Here is a 21,830-nt window from a genome sequence, read left to right on the forward strand (position 1 = left end):
CAGCCCCTATTCCAGGGGCGATTGGTGTAAAACTATGATGGCTGAATATCTTGTCCGCGATGGAATCCAACTCACTTAAATCTGTCAATAATAACGCTCTCCCCCCTAAAGCATCACCTTCTGATGGGAGTGCGGCGGCTTCACACCAACAAAAAACTTCCCAAAAAAATCCCAAGAACCGCAGTAACAATACCGGTGAACGTCGGCAGCGTTTTGATGCATCCCAAGCTAAAATAGGAGAACTGCAACAGGTTTTAGATCGTCACAGTTCAGAACGCCAGCTTATTGTCATTCAAGATTTCCCTGATCCTGATGCTCTATCGAGTGCTTGGGCTTACCAGTTAATTGCTCAACAGTACAATATTCAATGTGACATTGTATATGCAGGAACTTTGTCTCATCAGGAAAACATTGCCTTGGTCAAGTTGACCAACTTACCTGCTAAGCGCTGGGGAATTCAGACATTGAAGGATCGGGATTTCTCCGTGTATCAAGGTTGTGTGCTGGTGGATAATCAGGGAACCACAACCCAATTAATGCCCTTTGTCAAACAAGCAGGTGTCCCCATTGTCGTCCTGATTGACCATCACAACCCTCAGGATAATCTGGAGGCAGAATTTACCGATTTGCGACCTCAGACAAGGGCGACTGCTACGATCCTCAGCCAATACCTACAAACCGGGTTACTCAAGCTTGATAGTAGCATTAGTACCCATGTTAAGTGTGCTACAGCACTAATGCACGGTCTACGTGCCGATACTGATCGCTTGATGCGGGCGACGGAAGAGGATTTCCTAGCGGCGGCGTATTTGAGCCGTTTTTATGACGTACAGTTACTTAATGCTGTCCTGCAAACCGCGCGATCGCGACGAGTCATGGATGTGATCGAGCGATCGCTGAAAAACCGCATTGTCCAGAATAATTTCTCGATGGCGGGGGTAGGCTATTTACGGTACGATGACCGGGATGCAATTCCCCAAGCCGCTGACTTTTTGGTGACTGAAGAAAATGTCCATACGGCTGTCGTATACGGGATTGTTCACAACGAAGACGAAGAAGTCGAAGTCGTGATTGGTTCCTTGAGAACCAGTAAAATTACCCTTGATCCCGACGAATTTATTAAGGAAGCCTTTGGTCAAGACAATCAGGGACGATTCTTCGGTGGTGGACGCATGACCGCCGGGGGGTTTGAAATCCCCATTGGCTTCTTAGGTGGCTTTAATGACAATACCGAATACACCAAGCTCAAATGGGAAGTCTTTGATATTCAAATCAAGCAAAAACTCTGGCGCTTAGTTAATCCCAAAGATAATGTGATTCATGCCGATTAAACGAGTGTGGCTTCCTATATTACAGGCTCCACATCCACATTTATTCATGCGATTATGAAAGCATTATCCAATCCAGAGTTAATATGAAGCTAAAGCAGATCAGTCCTTCAGACACCGTGGCTCCTGGCTACGTTGCTGTGGTTGAATTTGGCACTCCCAAAGCCCATATCGTTGAAAAATGCAGGACATAGAAACTCTTCACCGAGAAGCAATGGAATTGGTAAACCAGGCGGTTTTAGCCCGTCAACGGGGCGATGCTAAGGCAATGCGAGAGTTTTATCGAGCCGCCTTTGCCAAAGAACGGGCAGCGGCTGATTTAGTTGCCAATAAACTTGACCTAGAACCCACCCGCTCTGTTTTACATCGCAGTGCCGCCGTTCTTGCGTTAGAGTGTGGTGAACTCCAAGAAGCTGAACGACTGATTGGACGGGCGCTAGCTGGCAATCCACCCGATGATATTGTTACGGCAGCAGCTAAGTGGGCTTGTGATACAGCCTCAGCAATGGTCAATGTCGTTCTCGATAGAATTCCTCCATCATTTAGCCAAGATAATGAACAAATAAATTTATACGAATCTAGGTTTCAGCCGATTGAAGCACAAGAGCAGCATATTTTAGATGAAGATCGCCGTAGTCGAGAAGCTGCTGTTGCTCAAGCCAATAAAATTTGGACACATCTACAGGAAACATACGGAGAGTTTCCTGATTCCGTTGAATTGCTGCACCGGGATCGGTAAAGGTAGCGGTGAAAAAGGTTGTAATTGATAGCAGTGTAGCAATCAAATGGTATGTCCCCCAGCCATACTCCTCACAAGCTATTCAAATTCTTAATGATTATCAAGCCGGAACGATTGCCCTACTTGCACCAGATTTAATCTATGCTGAAGTCGGAAACATCACCTGGAAACTGTATCGGTTTCAAGGGTTATCTGCATCTGATGCACAGACTATTATTGATGCATTCCAATTGGTAAAATTTAATATAGTTCCAGCCGCTTCACTGTTGAAGGATGCTTATCAATTCGCTGTAACCTATCAACGAAGTGTATACGATAGTTTGTATATCGCTTTGAGTCTTCGACAGCAGTGTCAATTCGTAACGGCTGATCAGAAACTTGTTAACGCTGTCAGCGCCACTCATCCAAATGTTATTTCCATTGGGAATTGGTCTTAAGCCTGCCACGATTCAATGCTATTACCGCCAATTATAGTGTTTCCCAGTCTATTGAATCCTGTGGCAAGGGCGCAAACTTTACGCCCCTACAGTTAGGTGTACCACATCAGCTGGGGAACAGCGATAAAATAAAATCTTGATTGTATTCCTGGAGAACCCTACAATCTTAATTTTCAGGAAAAAATAAAAAACGGATGGCAATAAAACTTTACTTGATCCGTCATGGTATCGCTGCCGATCGCGAAGACTATGCCAACGATGAAGATCGTCCCCTGACGAGCAAAGGGCGTAAGAGAACCACCAAAGTCGCCAAGCAACTGCGCGATCGCGGTTTGCAGTTTGACCACATATTAACCAGTCCCTTAGTCCGAGCGCGAGAAACCGCCGCGATTCTGCAAGACGTAGGTTTAGGTGAGCAACTCGACGAATTTCCCAGCCTTGCGCCTGATGGGGATATTCATACCTGGGTTAACTGGCTACAGGAATGGCGTCAAAATCGAAACGGTACAGGCTGTTTGGCGTTAGTCGGTCATCAACCAGATTTAGGCAATTGGGCAGAATTATTGGTCTGGGGAGAAGCACAGGAAAAACTCGTCCTCAAGAAAGCGGGCGTGATTGGGTTAAACCTGAAAGAAACAGGAGTTCCCCTGGGACACAGTGAGCTATTTTTGCTAACCTCTCCAAAATGGCTAATCTAAGCGATCCTTAAGATTTTTTGTAACACACACTACTAATTTCCCAGTTTCTGGTAAGTTAGCCTGAGAACACTTCACATATCTCTACTCCGGAAACGGAAGCGCCCTTCACCGGGCAACTAAGCAACCCATATCGTACAGGTTAAAAGCACGAGTCTATGACTGTCTGCGAGTATAAACCAGGTTTAGAAGGCATTCCCGCCGCCCAATCCAGTATCAGCTATGTTGATGGAAAACAGGGAATATTAGAGTATCGCGGTATTCGGATTGAAGAACTTGCTACAAAAAGCACGTTCCTAGAAACCGCCTATCTTCTGATTTGGGGTGAGCTACCAACCAAGGAGGAGCTAGAAGCATTTAAGACGGAAATTCTTTACCATCGACGGATTAAATATCGGATTCGGGACATGATGAAATGTTTCCCGGAAACCGGACATCCGATGGATGCATTGCAAGCGTCCGCAGCAGCGCTGGGTCTGTTTTACTCAAAACGCGCTCTGCCAAATCCCAATTATATCCGGGAAGCGGTTGTGCGCCTGTTGGCGAAAATCCCGACAATGGTAGCTGCATTTAAGCTGATGCGGAAGGGGAATGACCCAGTAAAGCCAAACGATGATTTAGACTATTCGGCTAATTTTCTTTATATGCTCACTGAGCAAGAACCCGATCCCCTAGAGGCTCACGTCTTTGATGTTTGTTTAACCCTCCATGCGGAACATACGATCAATGCGTCTACGTTCTCAGCCATGGTGACAGCTTCGACGCTGACTGACCCCTATGCGGTAATTGCATCCGCCGTCGGTACCCTCGCTGGTCCTTTGCATGGGGGGGCGAATGAAGAAGTGATTTCGATGCTCGAAGAAATTGGTTCGGTGGAAAATGTCCGTCCCTATCTAGAAGATTGCTTACAGCGCAAGGCAAAAATCATGGGATTTGGTCACCGCGTCTATAAGGTTAAAGATCCACGCGCCACGATTCTCCAGCATTTAGCCGAACAATTATTTGAGAAGTTTGGTTCTGATAAATACTACGAAATTGCCCTGGAGTTAGAACAGGCGGTTGAAGAAAAACTGGGACATAAAGGGATTTACGCGAATGTAGATTTCTATTCCGGTTTGGTTTATCGGAAACTTGGTATTCCCACCGACTTGTTTACTCCCATATTCGCGATCGCGCGGGTAGCGGGTTGGCTGGCGCACTGGAAGGAACAACTAGGAGAAAATCGGATTTTCCGACCCACCCAGATTTATACTGGTGATCACGACGTCACTTATGTTCCCATCCAGGAACGGACATCACAAATCCCCTTAGTGTAAAACAGGTCGATCGCTTCTCCCAACAAATCCCCTTAGTGTAAAACAGGTCGATCGCTTCTCCCAAAAACTACAGTGAAAGGAGGAGCGATCAGTCGTTACTAGCGATGATTTGGTGGAGACAGTAAACGGAAGAGGATGATATCTTTCACTCCCAGATAAATAACCAGGAAATTCAATAAAACATAGCTAAACTGCAATATAGGGTCAAGTCGCCATCCTTGGAAAATAAGAATAAAACCAGTCACAAACAAAATGAAAGGGGCAATGATTGCTTGGATGATATAAAGAACTATTCCCGTAACCCCGATATCTCTTCTCCTCGCGATGGGTAGAGCAATAGACAGAGCTAAGTAGGCTATAGATAAAAATATGTCCAGAAATCCTAAAAGTGTTGCAGAGTTCAAACCGAAATTAACCATAATTCACTATTGATCCATCGCTGTATTTTTCTGAGCATAGTTGAGATTCTCCTGATACTCGACAACCTTTTGCTGGGCAAGGCTATGTTGAGGATGGGAAGGGGGTACAGTCTTCATCAGTGCAATCGCGTCTTGCCAATGATTCACTACAATGTCCCATTCTTCTGGGGTTTGTGCCGATTGAGTCAATGTCGCCGCACGCATCGCTTGATTCACCGCGTTCTGAAAGGGTTCAGGTTGAGAAGATAGGGTGGGCGAAGGCGAACTCGGTGAGGATAAAATACTGGGTTGAGTTTGACCCACTGCAGAGGAGAGAGACGGATCAGGGGAGTTCTCTAAGGGTTCTATGTCAGACAATTCTATTTCCTTGACGCTGAAGGATATTGACTCGGCTTGTACAGGTATAATCGATTTTCCGAGGGGCAATGATAAATAAGCATAAATACTGATCGCCCCTAACGGAATCAAAGCTAGGAGCATCAAGGGTTTTGTCCCCCATTGAGCCAATACTTTGAAAACATTAGTTTTGGGTTTCAAGGGTTCGATCTCATCGCGCAAATCGATGACTTCCATCCAAGAGGGGGCGGGTTGTCCAACCTGTTTACCATACATTTGCACAGAGGCGATCGATGGGACTCGTAAGTGTGCCATCAGTTTGCGGACAATTGTCACCGATAACTTCTGGTCAGGGACTTGAACCGCTTTCAGGAGTACCAACAGGCAATTCCCTTTGAGTGCGGCTTGGGCAGTAATGTTGCGATCTTGTAGTACATAATTCATCACCGAGAGAATTGCTGCATCGTTACCCTGTTTCGCTAATTCCAGAAGATTTGTTTGGGTCATAGTCATCCCTTGGAGTGAAATGCTAAAAATTTAAGTTTTTCTATATTTTCTTCTAAGATGCCTTGTTTGCCCCGATTGAGCAAGGGGAAGACTGTAGAGACTTAGTTGGCTATGTATTGACGCAGTAGGAGAAGCAATCATCAAAAATAATGATGAAGATCATAGAAGGCGATCGCATAAAAGTTGCCTGTTGTCACCGCCACACTCGCCTGAGATGGAGAACAAATCCAGGGAGTACACCCTCAGCCGACACCTCAGGTTCCCGCCTCACCCCGAATGCATCGGGGGAACGGTTGGTGTCATTGGGTAGTTTAAACCCTGTTGAGGAGTCAAAGGCTTCTCCTAAGTCTTCGTGCTGAAGGGGTGACAAGCAGCTCAAAAGCTTGACACCCCTTCAGTTTAAGCCTTTTGGCTATTTTAGTACATTTGAACGAGGGAACTTCCGCTTCAAAATGCCCAGTCTCTAGGAAATTCGCCAGATTCTTTATTCGGTAAATCAAAACATTGAGTTGGCGTACTAGCAAGCTGACTTACTGCTTGATAAGCCCAATCGGTGGGATACACATCTGAAAAGGCTGAAGCAAATTCACCAGGGGGGCATGTAGCAACAGGATGAGAGATTGGAGGGTATGGCGCAAAAAATCCTGGATCGACAATATCAATTGAAGTGGTAGCGTTCACATGAGGAGGTTGTGTTTTCACTGGGGTGTCAGCAGAAGTAGCGATGGTTACTACCGATACAGCCAGAAGATCGAGCATAGTTGACTTAGCCTCATAGTGTGATGGTCTTACTGACCTGAGAACGAGGAATCTGTTCCGTATTACCTACACTCGCTTGACAGATAAACACCGTATCTTCGCTACCTTTACCCCTACTTAGGGTTGGCGAATAACACTACACTGTTCGGGGGTGACGTACACTGCGATCGCACGGGGCAGTTCAAGAGATAGGGTTTCCATTTCGCTGGGGGATTGTACCATCGTTGCTTCGCGATCGGGGTTCAGTAAGGATCTAATTCAATTGTCATCGCCTATTCGCTGCAATCAACTTAAATTCTCGCTTGTCTTGGCTAAGGGGATCACGTCGAACGATATACTAGGCAGTGAGGCTGTCAAAAAAACTTCACAAATCAAACCGATAGCATAATTTGATACGGTAAGTGTCAAATTACCTCAGTAAATATCACGTAGCTGCCAAGATGAACGCAGGAATTGACCTTCAAGGAAGTTTTATTGAATCGCTTAAAGATTTTGGCATCCCCAGTGGTGCTGCCAAGGCGATGTGGATGCCCCTGCCGATGTTCCTGATGATTATCGGTGCCACCGTGGGTGTCCTTGTCATAGTCTGGCTGGAACGAAAAATTTCTGCTGCGGCTCAACAGCGGATTGGTCCGGAATATGCTGGACCTCTGGGTGTTCTGCAAGCCGTCGCCGATGGTCTCAAGTTGGTGTTTAAGGAAGATATCGTCCCTGCCAAAGCAGATCGATGGCTATTTACTCTCGGACCCATACTCGTCGTCATCCCCGTCTTTTTGTCGTACCTGATTGTCCCCTTTGGACAGAACCTGATTATTACTAACGTAGGACTGGGGATATTTCTCTGGATTGCCCTGTCGAGTATTCAGCCTATTGGTTTGCTGATGTCAGGGTATGCCTCCAATAACAAGTATTCCCTACTTGGGGGGTTAAGAGCAGCTGCCCAGTCGATTAGTTACGAAATTCCCCTGGCGCTGGCGGTATTGGCAGTGGTGATGATGTCCAATAGCCTAAGTACCATCGATATTGTGGAACAGCAATCTGGGTATGGCATTTTAGGCTGGAATATTTGGCGTCAACCCGTTGGCTTTTTGATTTTTTGGATTGCCGCATTAGCCGAATGTGAACGACTTCCCTTTGACCTACCCGAAGCTGAGGAGGAATTGGTTGCTGGCTATCAAACCGAATATGCCGGCATGAAATTTGGTTTGTTTTATATCGGATCTTACGTTAACCTAATCCTTTCTGCCATATTAGTAGCGGTGCTGTACTTAGGCGGCTGGGAATTCCCGATTCCCCTTGACCGATTAGCCACTTGGTTAGGTGTAAGTGAAACCAGTTCCTGGTTACAGGTAATTACCGCTTCTCTGGGAATTACCATGACCTTACTCAAAGCTTACTTTCTCCTCTTTATTGCGGTTTTGCTGCGCTGGACAGTTCCCCGTGTACGGATTGACCAACTCCTAAATTTGGGCTGGAAGTTCCTTTTACCGATTGGATTAGTGAACCTGTTGCTAACTGCTGCTCTTAAACTCACCTTTCCCGTGGCATTCGGGGGTTGATTGTTGATGGGTCATTGTTCATTGTTCATTGTTCATTGGTCATAGTTAAAAACAAATAACATAGCTGGTTTCTTTTCGGAAGCGAGTATGACGAAGGACAAATGACAAAGGACAAATGACAAAGGACGAATGACAAAGGACGAATAAAAAATTATGCTCAAGTTCCTCAAACAAGTTGGCGATTACGCCAAAGAAACCGCTCAAGCTGCCCGTTATATTGGTCAAGGTTTATCTGTAACCTTTGACCACATGCAGCGCCGTCCCGTTACTGTGCAGTATCCGTATGAGAAACTGATTCCTTCTGAACGGTATCGGGGTCGGATTCACTTTGAATTTGATAAGTGTATTTCTTGCGAAGTCTGTGTGCGAGTTTGCCCGATTAATCTGCCCGTGGTAGATTACGAGTTCGATAAAGCGAGTAAGAAAAAGAATCTCAAGCACTATAGTATTGACTTCGGGGTTTGTATTTTCTGCGCGAACTGTATTGAATACTGTCCCACCAACTGTCTGTCGGCGACAGAAGAGTATGAAATGTCTACCTACGATCGCCACGAACTCAACTATGATAATGTGGCGATGGGACGCCTGCCGTACAAAGTGACGCAAGACCCGATGGTTACGCCATTACGGGAATTGGCTTACCTACCCAAAGGAGTCACAGATCCCCACGATTTACCGCCAGGTTCTCGACGTGCTGGTTTGCGTCCGGAAGAAATTGTCGAGCAAATGGAACCGACTGAAGCAGAAAAAGAAGAAGAAACAGCGAAGAATGCTTAAAGCTGATCCCACGGAGTCTTTTTCCGTGGGATTAATGTGTCATTTTAACTAGAGTGCAAGGAGTGAAGGTACAGTGGATCTAGCCCAAGGGGTTCAGTTTGTTTCATTTGTAATTTTGTCGGTGATGATGATTGGGTCAGCCTTAGGCGTTGTCCTACTCAATAACATCGTTTATTCAGCATTTTTACTCGGTGGTGTCTTCATTAGTATGGCGGGGTTTTACCTGTTGCTCAATGCTGATTTTGTCGCCGCCGCGCAAATCTTGGTTTATGTGGGTGCGGTGAATGTGCTAATTTTGTTTGCCATTATGTTGGTGAACAAGCGAGAAGATTTTAAACCGATCACGAATCGTTGGATTCGTCAAGGTGCAACCGCGCTGGTTTGTCTTGGCTTATTTGCCTTGCTGGGGACGATGATATTAGCGACACCTTGGTCAATCTATTCAGGTACGGCGGTTCTCGGTGAAGGGTCAGTGGTGGAGATTGGTAAGCATTTCTTCAGTGATTTTTTACTACCCTTTGAACTCGCCTCGGTACTGTTGTTGATGGCGATGGTGGGTGCGATTATTTTGGCACGTCGCGATTTTATTCCAGAGAGTTTGGTGCCTCGCGATACATCAGAAACCGAATTTTCCACCTTACCCGAACGTCAGCGTCAGTTGGCATCTGTAGGCGGAGAGTCTCAAAAAAGCACCCGATAAAACCTATTGTGCTAGAGGCGGGAATAGGGGCAAGTGTAGGGGCGAGTGTAGGGGCGGGTTTAGCTTTTCAATAGACTTTGTGACTGATAAGTGAGCAACAAAACCCGCCCGACTGGGTTACCGATAACTGAGCAACAAAACCCGCCCAACTGTCAAACATCAAACATTAAACGTCAATTCATGGAACTCCAACTTCAATATTTTTTACTTCTAGCTGCGGCTCTGTTTTGCCTTGGTATCTATGGCTTGATTACCAGCCGCAATGCTGTGCGCGTGTTAATGTCCATTGAACTGCTGTTGAATGCGGTCAATTTGAATTTAATGGGGTTTTCTAATTTTATTGACCCTGTAGGAATTAAAGGTCAGGTGTTTACCGTGTTTGTGATTACGGTAGCGGCGGCTGAAGCGGCGGTTGGCTTGGCAATTGTGCTTTCGATTTATCGCAATCGCGACACGATTGATATGGAGCAGTTTAATTTGCTCAAGTGGTAAGCTTTAGCCTGAAGTTTAGCCTAGAACTAAAGTTCTGGCTCAAAGCTGAAACCCGTTTAAACGGGTTCAAGCCGGGGAAGCCGGGAAAGTCGGGGGGAGAAAAAATTAGGGTCTGCTGAATAAGTTTTGTGGTGGGGTTAGAGAGCAGGGGAAGCAGAGGAAGCAGAGGGAGCAGAGGGAGCAATGGTACATTTTCCGTGATTCTATCGCCATAGTTTTCAACACCGAGCGTGTTACTGGTAAGTCGAGGTAAGCGATGTCCTGAGCGTGTCGAAGGGTCGAGGTGTTGATAGATAGTCTCAAATTTCCTTGAAGATGAACAACTTTCTCTATGGCTCCAAGTGTTGATAGCTAAGGGTTTGGGCTTTCTACAGCAAGCCCCAATTAAATTTAGAGCTGATCCGAAAAGTATGGCGTAGTAGCTTGGCAAGGTTAAAACAGTGGTCAAGTATTTTCAAGGAACCCTTATGAGAGTAGCGATCCAGGAAAATTTTACCCACAACTTTAAGCTTGCCAGCCTATTGCCCACCACCTTTAAATCAGTACCATTGGACTTAAACTAAATGGCGCTGACTCGCATAACCTGGAAATAAATGAATTAACTCTTTGAACCCGTTTCAACGGGTTTCAGCTTTTAGCCCCAACTTTAGTTGAGGGCTTAAGTTAGCGACATTCTCCCCTCAAACCTATACTGTTTATAGTCAATTATCCTCCCCTGGTTTAACTACCTTTCTCACAACGCCAAATTTTAATCGTCTTATCCATACCTCCACTCACAAGTGTCTCACCATCGGGGCTGAAGGCAACAGCATAAACTTCCCAAGTATGCCCATTCAAAGTAGCCAGAGTTTGCCTATCATACAGTTGCCAAATCTTAATCATTTTATCCATACTACCACTGGCTAACGTGTAACCATCGGGACTAAAAGCTAATGTCCGTACTCGTTGAGTATGACCCCTGAGAGTACCGAGTTCCCGTCTTTCCCCTACCTGCCATAATGTAATTGTGCCATCGCTTTTTCCGGTAGCCAGGAGTTGCCCATCGGGGCTAAAGGCGACGGAATAGAAAAAGCCGAAACGTAACTGGCTATGACCAAAACTATCCTGTTCTTCCCCTGTACTGATTTGCCATAATTTCACTGTTCCATCCCCGCTAACACTGGCAATACTTTCTCCATCAGGACTGATGGCAATATCATTAATATAGGAGGTATGTCCTGTAAGCGTTTGTAATTCCCTACCCTGTTGGATATGCCATAACTTAATCGTGCCATCATTGCTACCACTGGTTAATATCTCTCCATCGGGACTAATGGCGAGGGAACTAATCCATTTTTTATGACCCGTGAGGGTTAAAATAAGTTGTCCATTCTCTACCTGCCAAAGTTTAATTGTTTGGTCATAACTTCCTGTAGCTAAATATTGACTATCAGGAGTGAAGGCGACAGCACAGACTCGTTCAAGATGACCATTTAGAGTATGATACTCTTGTCCTTCGGGTAACTGCCATAACATAGCCGTGGCGTCTGCACTACCACTAGCCAAAATTAAGCCATTAGGACTAATCGCTACCGCTTCCACCGAACCCCAATGTCCATCGAGAGTTTGAACAACTTGCCAGTTAGTTATGGGAGGATTAGAGGGAGGCTGGAGGATAAGGGGATTCGCCGGAGTTGATGCGATCGCGCTTTGCTTTCCTGTTCCCTGAAATCCTGACAGGCTAATCGATTGAGGCGATATCGATGGGGTAGGACGTTGAGCTAACGAAATCGAGGGAAGTTGATTTAAATCCCGGAGAACTTCAGCGACAGATTGATAACGGTGATTGGTGGCTCGTTTCAGAAGTTTATCTAAAATATAGCCTAATTCATCACTAATCGAATTATTTTTTAAGTAACGCCGCCATATCCAGATATCCTCACCCGTATCAAACAATTTTTCAGGAACTACCTGGGTGAGTAAATGAATACAACTAACGCCTAAACTATACAAATCGCTGGCAAAAATGGCTTTTCCTTTAGCTTGTTCTGGGGCGATATAGTCTGGTGTACCAACAGTCGTTCCCGTTTTTACTGTACCAATGGCATGTTTAGCCGCACCAAAATCAACTAAAACTAAATTACCCTTGATCACACCTGCTTCAGTTTCTCCTGTATCCCCAGTATAAATATGCCGACGACGAATAATATTTTCTGGCTTAATATCGCGATGAATCACAGAACGCGAGTGGATAAACTCAAGGATAGCTAGCAAATCTCGCAGCATCTCCCGAATCTGCTGTTCGTTGAATACCCCATCCTTTGCCAGGATTTGGGCTAAATTTTGCCCATCAATAAATTCTTGGACTAAATATTGGCGATTATCTTGGGTAAAATGAGCCAGCAATTCCGGAATCTGGGGATGTTTCCCTAACTCATCTAGACGCACGGCTTCTCGTTCAAATAATTCTGTCGCTTTCTGGACATCGCTTGTCCCCTGATAGAGGGGGAAAAACTGCTTAACCACACATTGGGGTTTCGAGGGTTTGTCCTCATCCACCGCTAAAAACGTTTTGCCAAACCCCCCTTGTCCAATCAATCCCAGACTGCGGTAACGCTCTCGCAGCAGCAGCTTGGAACCACAACGTTGGCAAAACCGCATCCCATCCGGGTTTTGGGGGCGATTGCAGTGAGGATTGAGACAATAGCTCATGAGCAAAGGAAGATAAAGCCTTCGTCTCTATTTTGGCTTGATCAGGGCGCATTGCTTATAATAAATGAACATAACTATGTACATCAGCTTATGCTTCCCTACGAAATCACATCCCCAACAGAGGCACGAAATGGCTTTTTTCAGTTATTAGAACAGGTAGTACAAAATCATCAAATCTATATCATAAACCGCCGTGATGGTGAAAATGTTGCTTTGATTTCAGAGTCTGATTTAACCAGTTTAGTTGAAACTGTGTATCTATATTAGAGCACCTGCCAATGCTCGTCGATTATTGGATGCTATAGAGGAATCTAAAGCCGGAAAAATTAAACCTCAAACGATTGAAGAACTTGAGCAGGAGTTAGGGATTGAGCAAGAAAAAGAAATATGAATCTGAACAGAGTAAGCTAGTTGCTATCCTACTATATCATTTCCGATTATTTCTCTAATTTCATAACATTTCACTTCAAACACCTCCAATTCCTCTGCGTTCCTCTGCGCTTCCCTCTGCTACCTGGAGCGTTAAAATATAATCCCAATACCCCCATCATCAACACCGCCAAATCCTAATCGTCTTATCCGAACTCCCACTCACCACAGTCTTTCGATCCGGACTGATCGCTACAGAATACACCGCACTGTTATGCCCTTTCAGAATATCAATAATTTTCCCTGTACTTAACTGCCAAAGCCGAACCGTCTCATCCGAACTCCCACTCACCAGAACCTTTCCATCCCGACTCATAGCCAGTGAATTAACCGAACCAAAATTCCCCGACAAGGTACTCATTTCTTTACCCGTTCCCAAATACCAAAGCTTAATCGTTTGATCCGAACTACCACTGGCAATTATTTTACCATCAGGACTAAATACCAGCGACTTAACCGCCGCTTTATGCCCACTCAACGTCATCATCAATTGACCTGTGGTTAAATCCCAAACCTTAATCGTCTTATCATCACTTCCACTGACAAGAATCTGACCATTAGGACTAATCGCTACGGCGTTAACTCGCCCTAGCCAATCGGAATGCTGAATTGATAAAGGAACTTCTTTACCCGTTTCCAGGTTCCACAGTTTAATCGTTCGATCATCACTTCCACTAATTAAACGTTGCCCATCTCGACTAAAGCCAATGGATTTAACTGAACTCGAATGTCCCATGAGGGTATGGAGTGCCTTTCCCCTGTCTAACGCCCACACTTTAATCGTATAATCGTTATTACCACAGGCAAGCCATTTCCCATCGGGGCTAAACGCAATTGATTTTACGCCATTAAACCAGGCAAAATTTTTAGCCAGAATCCCCATCTCCTGACCCGTTTTTAATTGCCAGAGTCGAAGGGTTTGGTCATCACTTCCACTGGCAAAAATCTCTCCCTGGGGACTAATCGCCACTGCATTAACCTTACCCGAATGAGTAGTTAAGGTTTGTACACAATGCCAGTGTTGAGCAATTAAACCAGACTCGGTGCGAGTTTCCAGTGTGGTTAGTCCCGTCCATACATCTTGCAGGGAATTACTAATCTGATGAATATTTTTGCCCACTCCCTGAAGTCCAGCGTCGAGTTCATGTCTTAACATTGCCAGGGAAAGGTATGAGGGTTCTGGTGTTTCTGAGGCGTTTGGGGGTGGCGAGGGTAATCGATTTTTGTCCTTGATGTTTTGTAGTTTATGGATTGTCCTCTGAAGTTGAACAATAGTTTCCTTGAGTTGTTCAATCTGTTGGTGTCGCTGGGAATTGACTTGTTGCGCGTTGGTTTCTAGGTGAGAGACTTGCTGGTTCAGGGGTTCGATGTAGTCATACCATTTCGCGATCGCGTCTTTTAGTTGTCCCAGCTTTAATCCTTGGTCGGTAACCTGGGGGGTTAAGGTGTCGAGTTGAGTTTTTAAGGGTTCAAGCTGTTGCTGAACTTGGAGAATAATCGCACCATGCTGTTGCTGATTGGCGGCGCTAAATTCGGCAAATCGCTGTTGAGTTTGGCTATCCAGGTGAATCAGTTCCTGGTTCAGGGTGTCAATAAGGGGGTTAATATAAGCCAGAATACCTTCCGCTTGCAGGTGTTGTAATGCGTGTAATTGATCCAGTTGGGTTTGGGTTTGGCGATCGCGCTGTTGGGTTGTCTCGTCGAGTTGAGTTAGATGTAGCTGTAAAGGATGGATGAGTTGATAGATGTGGGCGATAATTTCCGCATGTTGTTGCTGATTCGCGCTATTGAATTGTTCCAGTTGGTTTTGGCTGCGGCTATCCAGTTGAATCAGTTGTTGATTCAGGGGTTCGATTAGCTGATGAATTTTCGCGATCGCCGCCTTATACTGTTGAGCATTAACATCCTTAAGGTGACTGATACGCTCCTGAGTCTGGATATCCAGTTGAGAGAATTCCTCGTGAATCGGTTCTAAATTTTGATACACCTGCGCGATCGCACTATCCTGGTGTTCACGGTTGAGTTGATGCAGCCGTTGGCGATTCAGGACATTTACCCCCAGAGTAAAGGTTAAGGGGGTAGCGGCGTAGATAACTTGCTGAGTCGCGGCTGCGATCGCGGTTCCCAAAAATGAACCCCCGATACAAACATATTCGGTAATATCGAGCCAGTGGCGTTGGGTCATGGCTGTCCTGGTAGCTAGTTGTCCCTGATTATCTTAATTATCTATCATCGCTCGAATTTGGGATTATAGTTTTTACCTCGTCCCGCGAGAAGCAACCCCGCCATAATCGATGATTTAGCATGGAAGGCTATCACTTGAACTACTCTTTGGATAGAGATTGTCCCAAACCTTAACCTGCTATGGTCTAACCAACGACTCAGTATAAATAGCAGGAGATTCACTCATGCCCTTGAATGTTACCCAAAAACTGATTCAATCTCATCTGGTTTCTGGCACGATGGAACCTGGTGCAGAAATTGCCCTCCGGATCGATCAGTCTCTTACCCAGGATGCCACAGGAACCATGGTTATGCTGGAGTTAGAAGCTATGGGCATTGATCGGGTTAAAACTGAGCTTTCAGCACAATACGTTGATCACAATCTCCTGCAAACCGACTATAAGAATGCCGACGATCATCTGTTTTTGCGATCCGCCTGTCAACGGTTTGGCATTTGGTACAGTCGCCCTGGCAATGGTGTTAGCCATCCCGTTCAGATGGAACGGTTTGGTATTCCCGGCAAAACCTTGATTGGTTCCGATAGTCACACCCCAGCCGCAGGTTCCCTGGGAATGCTAGCCTTTGGTGCGGGTGGAATTGATGTCGCCATGGCAATGGCGGGGGAACCCATGTTTGTGAAAATGCCCAGAGTTTTGGGTGTTAAACTTTTGGGGAAATTACCCGATTGGGTTAGTGCGAAAGATGTTGTCCTGGAAATGTTGCGCCGCTACGATGTCCACGGCTGTCGGGGCATGATTATTGAATATTATGGACCTGGACTTGCCCAACTCAGTGCCATGGATCGCCATGTTATCGCCAATATGGGAACGGAAATGGGAGCAACAACTACTGTTTTCCCCTCAGATGTTGAAATTAAGCGATTTTTAGAGGCTCAAGGGCGAGGACAGGATTGGGTAGAACTTGTCGCCGATGAGGATGCTGAATACAATGTCTATGACATGATTAATTTGTCGGAACTGGTTCCCTTAATTGCTTGTCCCAGTAGTCCTGGAAATGTTGTTCCGGTTACCGAAGTGCAGGGACGTCCTGTAAATCAGGTGGTGATTGGTTCCTCAGCAAATCCAGGGTTGCGTGATTTCTGGATAGTTAGCCAAATCGTGAAAGGACAAATTGTTCACGATCGCGTATCCTTTGATGTCAACCCAACCTCCCGCCAGGTGATTGAGAATTTAGCGGCAATGGATGACGCCTTTATGAATTTAATCCATGCTGGAGTACGATTTCATCAGGCAGGCTGTTTAGGCTGTATCGGCATGGGACAAGCACCCGCTTCTGATCAAATCTCTTTACGGACAATGCCGCGCAACTTCCCCGGACGTTCGGGAACGGCTGATGATCAAGTCTATTTATGCAGTCCAGAAACGGCTGTGGCGGCGGCTATCACCGGAGAAATCACTGATCCGCGTGAGTTAGAACAGCGTTTTGGTATCACCTATCCGCAATTCATTGCCCCAGAAACTGAAATCATTAATACCGATATGTTAGTGGTTCCACCAGAGGATGGCAGGACAGTGGAACTGGAAAAGGGACCCAATATTAAATCTTTCCCCGAATTCGCCGCCTTATCTAATACTATTTCTGTGCCTGTGCTGTTGAAAGTTGAGGATAATATTTCCACCGATGAAATATTACCTGCAGGGGCGCGGGTTTTACCTTATCGCAGTAATATCCCCGGAATTAGCCAGTTTGTCTATTACATGAAGGATGAGACATTTTGGCAACGGGCAGAAGCGGCGAAGGAAAAATCTGGGGGTCATGTTATTGTTGGCGGAAGTAACTATGCTCAGGGTTCTAGCCGCGAACACGCCGCGATCGCACCCCGTTATTTGGGGCAAGTGGCTGTCTTAGCTAAATCTTATGCCCGGATTGGTTGGCAAAATCTGGTGAATTTTGGGATTATGCCCCTAGAATTTGTCAATCCTCAAGATTACGACAGTATCAGCGAAGGGGATGAACTGGAAATTCTTGGCTTACGGGAGGCGTTAGAGGCAGGGCGTTCAATTCCTGTAAAGAACCTCACCAAGGACATGATATATCCCATGACTCATAGCCTGAGTCCCCGTCAAGTAGAAATTATGCTTTGTGGCGGCTTAATCAATCACTTTAAAGCGAGGTCAGAAGTCGCTCAATCTGTCAATATCTAAATTTGGGTTAAATGCCCCCTTTTTGGTAGGGAAAAGCTACAGGACAGAAGTTCAATTTTTCCCTACACCCCACACCCTACACCCTACACCCTACCTATACCTCAAGTAGCTTGTCACCCTTCAGGTTTTTTTCCACGGAGAGGGGGGGATTCGAACCCCCGATGGCTGTGACACCATAACAGATTTCGAGTCTGCCGCATTCAACCGCTCTGCCACCTCTCCAGGTCTTTGTTCTTATGATAGTAGCACTCATTGTTACTGAGTAGCATCTCAAAAGCGTCTCAACGGTTCAGAAAAGCGCTGCATCAGTACGATTAGCCTCCAATGTGGTTTCAAAGCCCTGTTCTGGTGTCCACTGAATCGCCCCATCACGCCCAGTCCAGTACAATTCAACCTGAGCATTTTGCAACACTTTGGCGGCTTGGGGTTCAATGACGTCCGCCGATGCGATCGCAACATCGGGTTGGAGTATGTTTACCAATTGAGGAGTGAGAGGCTCACCCGACCACCATAGCACTTGAATTTGAGGCAAATTACTCCTTTGAGCGAATTGCTTTTGCTCATCGGGTGGCATATCTCCCAAGAGTAACCAGGTTTGATCCTTAATTTGAAGCTGTACGATAGGAGGTTGGGCTTTGATTAATTCGAGCGTCGTTTTTTCTCCAGAACCCGTAGCACCAACGGCTAAACGTTGTTCCGTTGACACGACTTCATAAATTCCATTTTGGGATTGAACCGCCTCTGCAATCGCCTCTGTATCAGTAGGTAACGGTTCTGAATGGGCTAAGTCATAAAACCGCTTAACGGGTAAACTTTCCAATATTGGCACCCAACCACTCCGAAAACGAGGTTGTGAATCAACCGCAACCGCCCAATCCACCTGATTAATCCCCTGCTTTTGCAAAAAAGGTAGGATAGTAAAATTCGCGGTATCGGTTTCCCCACTATTGACAAGCGTCACTTGACCCTGATCCTGAATCACCAAAACTTGTTCTTGATCAGCCGCTAAAACAGTAACTTGAAACTGTTCTAGCCTGGATTGCCAAATGGGTAGGGCAATAATGGTTAAGGCGATTACACCGGCGAATACGCCTCGCAGCTGCACACGCGAACTGATACAAGTGATGCCAATTAAGCCATAAAGCAGCAGCAACTGCGTCAGGGAAATTGTACCGAGGGCGACTGAACTAGCGGGTAAAGCATTAAAAAATCGCACCAGTTCCAGCAAGCCTTGAAGAGGATAGTACAACAATCCCGCGATCGCGCTACCTGCTAAGGGTGAAATTAATGCGACTAAGGCACTCAGAAAACCCCCCAAGCTAATTAAGCTAATCAAGGGTGTGCCGATAATATTGGCAACCACACTGTAGGGGGCAATCATGCCGAAAACATACAGTTGTAAGGGTAATGTCCACAACAGTGCGGCTAATGGAACGGCGATTAAAGCCGCAATGACTGAAGGTAACCAGTCGAGGTTCTTGACTAAGGGAGGTACGGTGACTAGCAATCCCAGAGTGGCTAAAAAGCTTAACTGAAAGCCTAAATCCCAAATCCACAACGGATTGATAATCAACAAAATCGTCGCGGCGAGTAATAGAGAACCCAAGGGTTTAACTTGTCGATGAGTCAGCAGCGCCACTAATGCCCCTACTCCCATAATCGCAGCTCGTAGAACTGACGGTTGCAAACCTGTTAAGCCAACATAAATCAGTAACGCTGTGAGTCCAATCCCAAATTGCGTTTTTGTTCCCCACCGTTTCGTTAACGCTAATACTGAACCCAAAATCAACGACACATGAAACCCAGATGCTGCCAAGACATGAGCGAATCCAGTTTGGATAAATAGGTCGCGAATATCGTAAGGTAAATCGACGGCTTTGCGTCCCAATACAATTGAACTCAAAAGTAGACCCGTTGGACTTTCTAACTGACGCACTTGGGCATGGATAATACGTTGACGTAACATCCACCATCCCCATGTTGGTTCTTGATTTTCGTCGGGAAAACTGACTTGTCGCCCACTTAAGCCAGCAAACGCGCCTTCCTTGGTTAAATAGGTGGCAAAATCAAAGCCGCCAGGATTGGCTGCGGGTTTGGGTTTATATAAAACACCTGTGACAGAAATAGTTTGACCTGGAAAAAGACCCGTCGATTGCAATAAAGGAACCGTTACATATAACTTACCTGTGACACCTCGCGTCGTTGTGCCGCGATTTTCATTACTTTCCAGTTCAGTGAGTTGGGTAGCTTCTAGCCAAAATTGTCCTTTCTGCGATCGCGTCAGCCGAGGAACGGTTTCGACTTCGCCTTGAATGGTGACAACTTGCCCTTGCGCCGTATCCTGTCCAGACGCCACAAATTGACTGATGTCATTGGATTCAGGTTGAGGTAATCGCAGTTGCACATAGAGAAGGGCGATCACGGCAACAAGGGTAGTGGTCAACCATAATCGGGGTTTAGGTCCTGTGCGCCAAATCCGGGGGAACGCGATCGCGCAAATTATGCCTATCCCGATTACACTCAGGATTAAAAGACTATACTCTTGCCAGGTGACAGTACGAGTAGGCAAGCCGACAATGGCTGTAGACAATAAGGCAAGAATATAAGCCACACTCAGTAGGGAACCACTGGCAAGATTCATCGCATAGCTAGACCGGGTTTCCAAACCAATACGGTATGAAAGAAACAAAAAGCACGATGCAGGTGTTCAAGTCGCCCCCTAAACCGATAACGTTTGAGAGGGGGATGATGACTTGAGCGGAAATCCTAATCCTTCTCGTTGCTGTAAGTAAAGTTGTGCCACTCGTCTGGCTAGGTTCCGAATCCTGCCAATATAGCGTGTCCGTTCCGTTACCGAAATCACACCTCTGGCATCCAGCAAATTGAATGTATGAGAACATTTGAGAACATAGTCAAGACTGGGTAAGACAAGGCTTCTATCAATGAGTTGCTTGGCTTCTTGTTCGTACAAACCAAACAGTGTCAATAATAAGTCGGGGTTAGAGGCTTCAAAATTATAGGTACATTGCTCTATTTCACCTTGGAGGTGAACATCACCGTAGTTAAGGTGGTCATTCCACTGGATTTTGGTCATCGCATCGACTCCTTGTAGATACATGGAGATTCGTTCTAACCCATAGGTAATTTCGATGGAAACCGGGCGACAATCTACGCCACCGCATTGCTGGAAGTAGGTAAATTGGGTGATCTCCATGCCATCCAACCACACTTCCCAACCCGTTCCCCAGGCTCCGACAGTGGCATCTTCCCAGTTATCCTCGACAAAGCGAATATCATGATCTTCAGGATGAATGCCTAAAGCCCGGAGGGAATCCAGATAAATTTCTTGAATCGTGTTGGGTGAGGGTTTAATCAGGACTTGATACTGGTAATAGTGTTGAAAGCGATTGGGATTTTCCCCGTAGCGTCCATCAGCTGGTCGTCGGCAAGGTTCTACATAAGCTACTGACCAAGGTTCATCGCCAATGGATCTGAGAAACGTGTGTGGGTTCTTGGTTCCGGCACCTTTTTCGATGTCATAGGGTTGAGCAATCAGGCAACCGCGATCGCTCCAGAACTGGTGTAACGTAGCAATTACAGACTGAAAATTCACATGACCTCCACATTTTGGTCAAAATCTATCACTACATTCTGGCATCTTACTTGGTTGTCCCGGATGGATACCTGGTTCGTGGGTTAAGCGAGGGCGGGGGAGTTGAGTGTGTTCGTCTGAAGGTAGGCAGGTGATTGGCTACTTGAGTGTAACAGGATAGTGCGATCGACATAGTGCCTGAGTAGTTTGCTGGAAGGTGTTCTCTGCGTAAAGGAGTAGAGCAAAAAAAAATAGTCGGCTAAATCCCTTAATTTGAAAGGATTCCAGCCTTCCTCCAAAAAAAAATCCCTCAAAAGGTTGACAACTCCAGAAATAGCCACTACATTGGTAAATGCGCTTGAAACGGAGTTCACTCCACATCCAAGCGTCCGAACCAAGAAAAATCAATAGTTTGAAAGCCAAGCATACAAAACTCCTTGTCAAAAAACTTCGAGGGGAATCAGGAAACTGAGACTCTCTCAACTAATAAGGATAACTTGGAAATATCACCTATTAATAGGTGATATTTCGGAGCCTAGAAAAAAACACTCTAATATGGAGAGTTTGATCCTGGCTCAGGATGAACGCTGGCGGTCTGCTTAACACATGCAAGTCGAACGCAACCTTCGGGTTGAGTGGCGGACGGGTGAGTAACGCGTGAGAATC

At 45.9% G+C, this 21,830-nt stretch carries 17 protein-coding genes, 1 tRNA gene, 1 rRNA gene and 2 pseudogenes; 12 read left to right on the top strand and 9 right to left on the bottom strand.

Annotated features, from left to right (window positions below; translation table 11 throughout):
- The first annotated feature begins 59 nt into the window (after window positions 1-59).
- The 5 genes from RIG66_RS27235 to RIG66_RS27255 all read left to right on the top strand — a co-directional run bounded on the left by RIG66_RS27235 (window position 60) and on the right by RIG66_RS27255 (window position 4,515).
- A complete protein-coding gene (locus RIG66_RS27235; protein WP_446382218.1) occupies window positions 60-1,331 on the top strand; it encodes a DHH family phosphoesterase in 1,272 nt (423 codons plus the stop codon).
- Between the two features lie 211 nt (window positions 1,332-1,542).
- A complete protein-coding gene (locus RIG66_RS27240) occupies window positions 1,543-2,067 on the top strand; it encodes a hypothetical protein (RefSeq protein ID WP_446382220.1) in 525 nt (174 codons plus the stop codon).
- Window positions 2,068-2,075: 8 nt separating this feature from the next.
- Entirely contained in the window at window positions 2,076-2,504 is a 429-nt protein-coding gene (locus tag RIG66_RS27245; protein WP_446382222.1) for a type II toxin-antitoxin system VapC family toxin, read from the top strand.
- A gap of 194 nt (window positions 2,505-2,698) precedes the next feature.
- Window positions 2,699-3,202, top strand: a complete 504-nt coding sequence (gene sixA / locus RIG66_RS27250) for a phosphohistidine phosphatase SixA (RefSeq protein WP_446382224.1) — start codon at window positions 2,699-2,701, stop codon at window positions 3,200-3,202.
- 155 nt (window positions 3,203-3,357) lie between these two features.
- Entirely contained in the window at window positions 3,358-4,515 is a 1,158-nt protein-coding gene (locus RIG66_RS27255; protein WP_446382226.1) for a citrate synthase, read from the top strand.
- Window positions 4,516-4,613: 98 nt separating this feature from the next.
- Here RIG66_RS27255 and RIG66_RS27260 read toward each other — a convergent pair whose 3' ends face one another.
- The 4 genes and pseudogenes from RIG66_RS27260 to RIG66_RS27275 all read right to left on the bottom strand — a co-directional run bounded on the left by RIG66_RS27260 (window position 4,614) and on the right by RIG66_RS27275 (window position 6,536).
- Window positions 4,614-4,934: a hypothetical protein gene (locus tag RIG66_RS27260; RefSeq protein WP_446382228.1), complete on the bottom strand. Its 321-nt coding sequence runs from the start codon at window positions 4,932-4,934 to the stop codon at window positions 4,614-4,616.
- A 6-nt stretch (window positions 4,935-4,940) separates the two neighbouring features.
- A complete protein-coding gene (locus RIG66_RS27265) occupies window positions 4,941-5,777 on the bottom strand; it encodes a hypothetical protein (protein ID WP_446382230.1) in 837 nt (278 codons plus the stop codon).
- 259 nt (window positions 5,778-6,036) lie between these two features.
- A pseudogene (locus tag RIG66_RS27270) lies at window positions 6,037-6,132 on the bottom strand (Uma2 family endonuclease); the annotation flags it as partial.
- A gap of 92 nt (window positions 6,133-6,224) precedes the next feature.
- Complete coding sequence (locus RIG66_RS27275; RefSeq protein ID WP_446375205.1) at window positions 6,225-6,536, bottom strand: hypothetical protein; 312 nt, start codon at window positions 6,534-6,536, stop codon at window positions 6,225-6,227.
- 440 nt (window positions 6,537-6,976) lie between these two features.
- Here RIG66_RS27275 and nuoH point away from each other — a divergent pair, with 440 nt between their 5' ends.
- From nuoH to nuoK, 4 genes are all read left to right on the top strand, one after another.
- Complete coding sequence (nuoH, locus tag RIG66_RS27280; protein WP_446342438.1) at window positions 6,977-8,095, top strand: NADH-quinone oxidoreductase subunit NuoH; 1,119 nt, start codon at window positions 6,977-6,979, stop codon at window positions 8,093-8,095.
- Window positions 8,096-8,248: 153 nt separating this feature from the next.
- Entirely contained in the window at window positions 8,249-8,872 is a 624-nt protein-coding gene (gene ndhI, locus RIG66_RS27285) for an NAD(P)H-quinone oxidoreductase subunit I (RefSeq protein WP_006105004.1), read from the top strand.
- A gap of 73 nt (window positions 8,873-8,945) precedes the next feature.
- Window positions 8,946-9,572, top strand: a complete 627-nt coding sequence (locus RIG66_RS27290) for an NADH-quinone oxidoreductase subunit J (protein WP_446382233.1) — start codon at window positions 8,946-8,948, stop codon at window positions 9,570-9,572.
- Between the two features lie 180 nt (window positions 9,573-9,752).
- Window positions 9,753-10,064, top strand: coding sequence for an NADH-quinone oxidoreductase subunit NuoK (gene nuoK, locus RIG66_RS27295; protein ID WP_446342412.1), 312 nt, complete (start codon window positions 9,753-9,755; stop codon window positions 10,062-10,064).
- Between the two features lie 720 nt (window positions 10,065-10,784).
- Here nuoK and RIG66_RS27300 read toward each other — a convergent pair.
- On the bottom strand, window positions 10,785-12,755 hold the full coding sequence (locus tag RIG66_RS27300; protein WP_446382235.1) for a protein kinase domain-containing protein: 1,971 nt from the start codon (window positions 12,753-12,755) through the stop codon (window positions 10,785-10,787).
- 90 nt (window positions 12,756-12,845) lie between these two features.
- Between RIG66_RS27300 and RIG66_RS27305 the strand changes: the two are divergent.
- Window positions 12,846-13,146: pseudogene (locus RIG66_RS27305) on the top strand (type II toxin-antitoxin system Phd/YefM family antitoxin).
- 159 nt (window positions 13,147-13,305) lie between these two features.
- Here the strand turns inward: RIG66_RS27305 and RIG66_RS27310 are convergent.
- Window positions 13,306-15,369 carry a hypothetical protein gene (locus RIG66_RS27310; RefSeq protein ID WP_446382237.1) on the bottom strand — a complete coding sequence of 688 codons (2,064 nt, stop codon included), beginning with the start codon at window positions 15,367-15,369 and terminating at the stop codon, window positions 13,306-13,308.
- Window positions 15,370-15,592: 223 nt separating this feature from the next.
- On the opposite strand from RIG66_RS27310, the gene RIG66_RS27315 reads away from it, so the two are divergent.
- Window positions 15,593-17,572 (top strand): aconitate hydratase, encoded by a 1,980-nt coding sequence (locus RIG66_RS27315; RefSeq protein ID WP_446382239.1) that lies wholly within the window; start codon window positions 15,593-15,595, stop codon window positions 17,570-17,572.
- A 135-nt stretch (window positions 17,573-17,707) separates the two neighbouring features.
- Here the strand turns inward: RIG66_RS27315 and RIG66_RS27320 are convergent.
- The 3 genes from RIG66_RS27320 to glyQ all read right to left on the bottom strand — a co-directional run bounded on the left by RIG66_RS27320 (window position 17,708) and on the right by glyQ (window position 21,185).
- Window positions 17,708-17,794: transfer RNA gene (locus tag RIG66_RS27320), tRNA-Ser, on the bottom strand.
- Between the two features lie 67 nt (window positions 17,795-17,861).
- Complete coding sequence (locus tag RIG66_RS27325; protein WP_446382240.1) at window positions 17,862-20,237, bottom strand: ComEC/Rec2 family competence protein; 2,376 nt, start codon at window positions 20,235-20,237, stop codon at window positions 17,862-17,864.
- Between the two features lie 54 nt (window positions 20,238-20,291).
- Window positions 20,292-21,185 (bottom strand): glycine--tRNA ligase subunit alpha, encoded by an 894-nt coding sequence (glyQ, locus tag RIG66_RS27330; protein WP_446382242.1) that lies wholly within the window; start codon window positions 21,183-21,185, stop codon window positions 20,292-20,294.
- Window positions 21,186-21,716: 531 nt separating this feature from the next.
- Here glyQ and RIG66_RS27335 point away from each other — a divergent pair.
- Window positions 21,717-21,830, top strand: a 16S ribosomal RNA gene (locus RIG66_RS27335); the annotation flags it as partial.

It is taken from the genome of Coleofasciculus sp. E2-BRE-01, from assembly GCF_040221695.1.
GTDB lineage: Bacteria > Cyanobacteriota > Cyanobacteriia > Cyanobacteriales > Coleofasciculaceae > Coleofasciculus.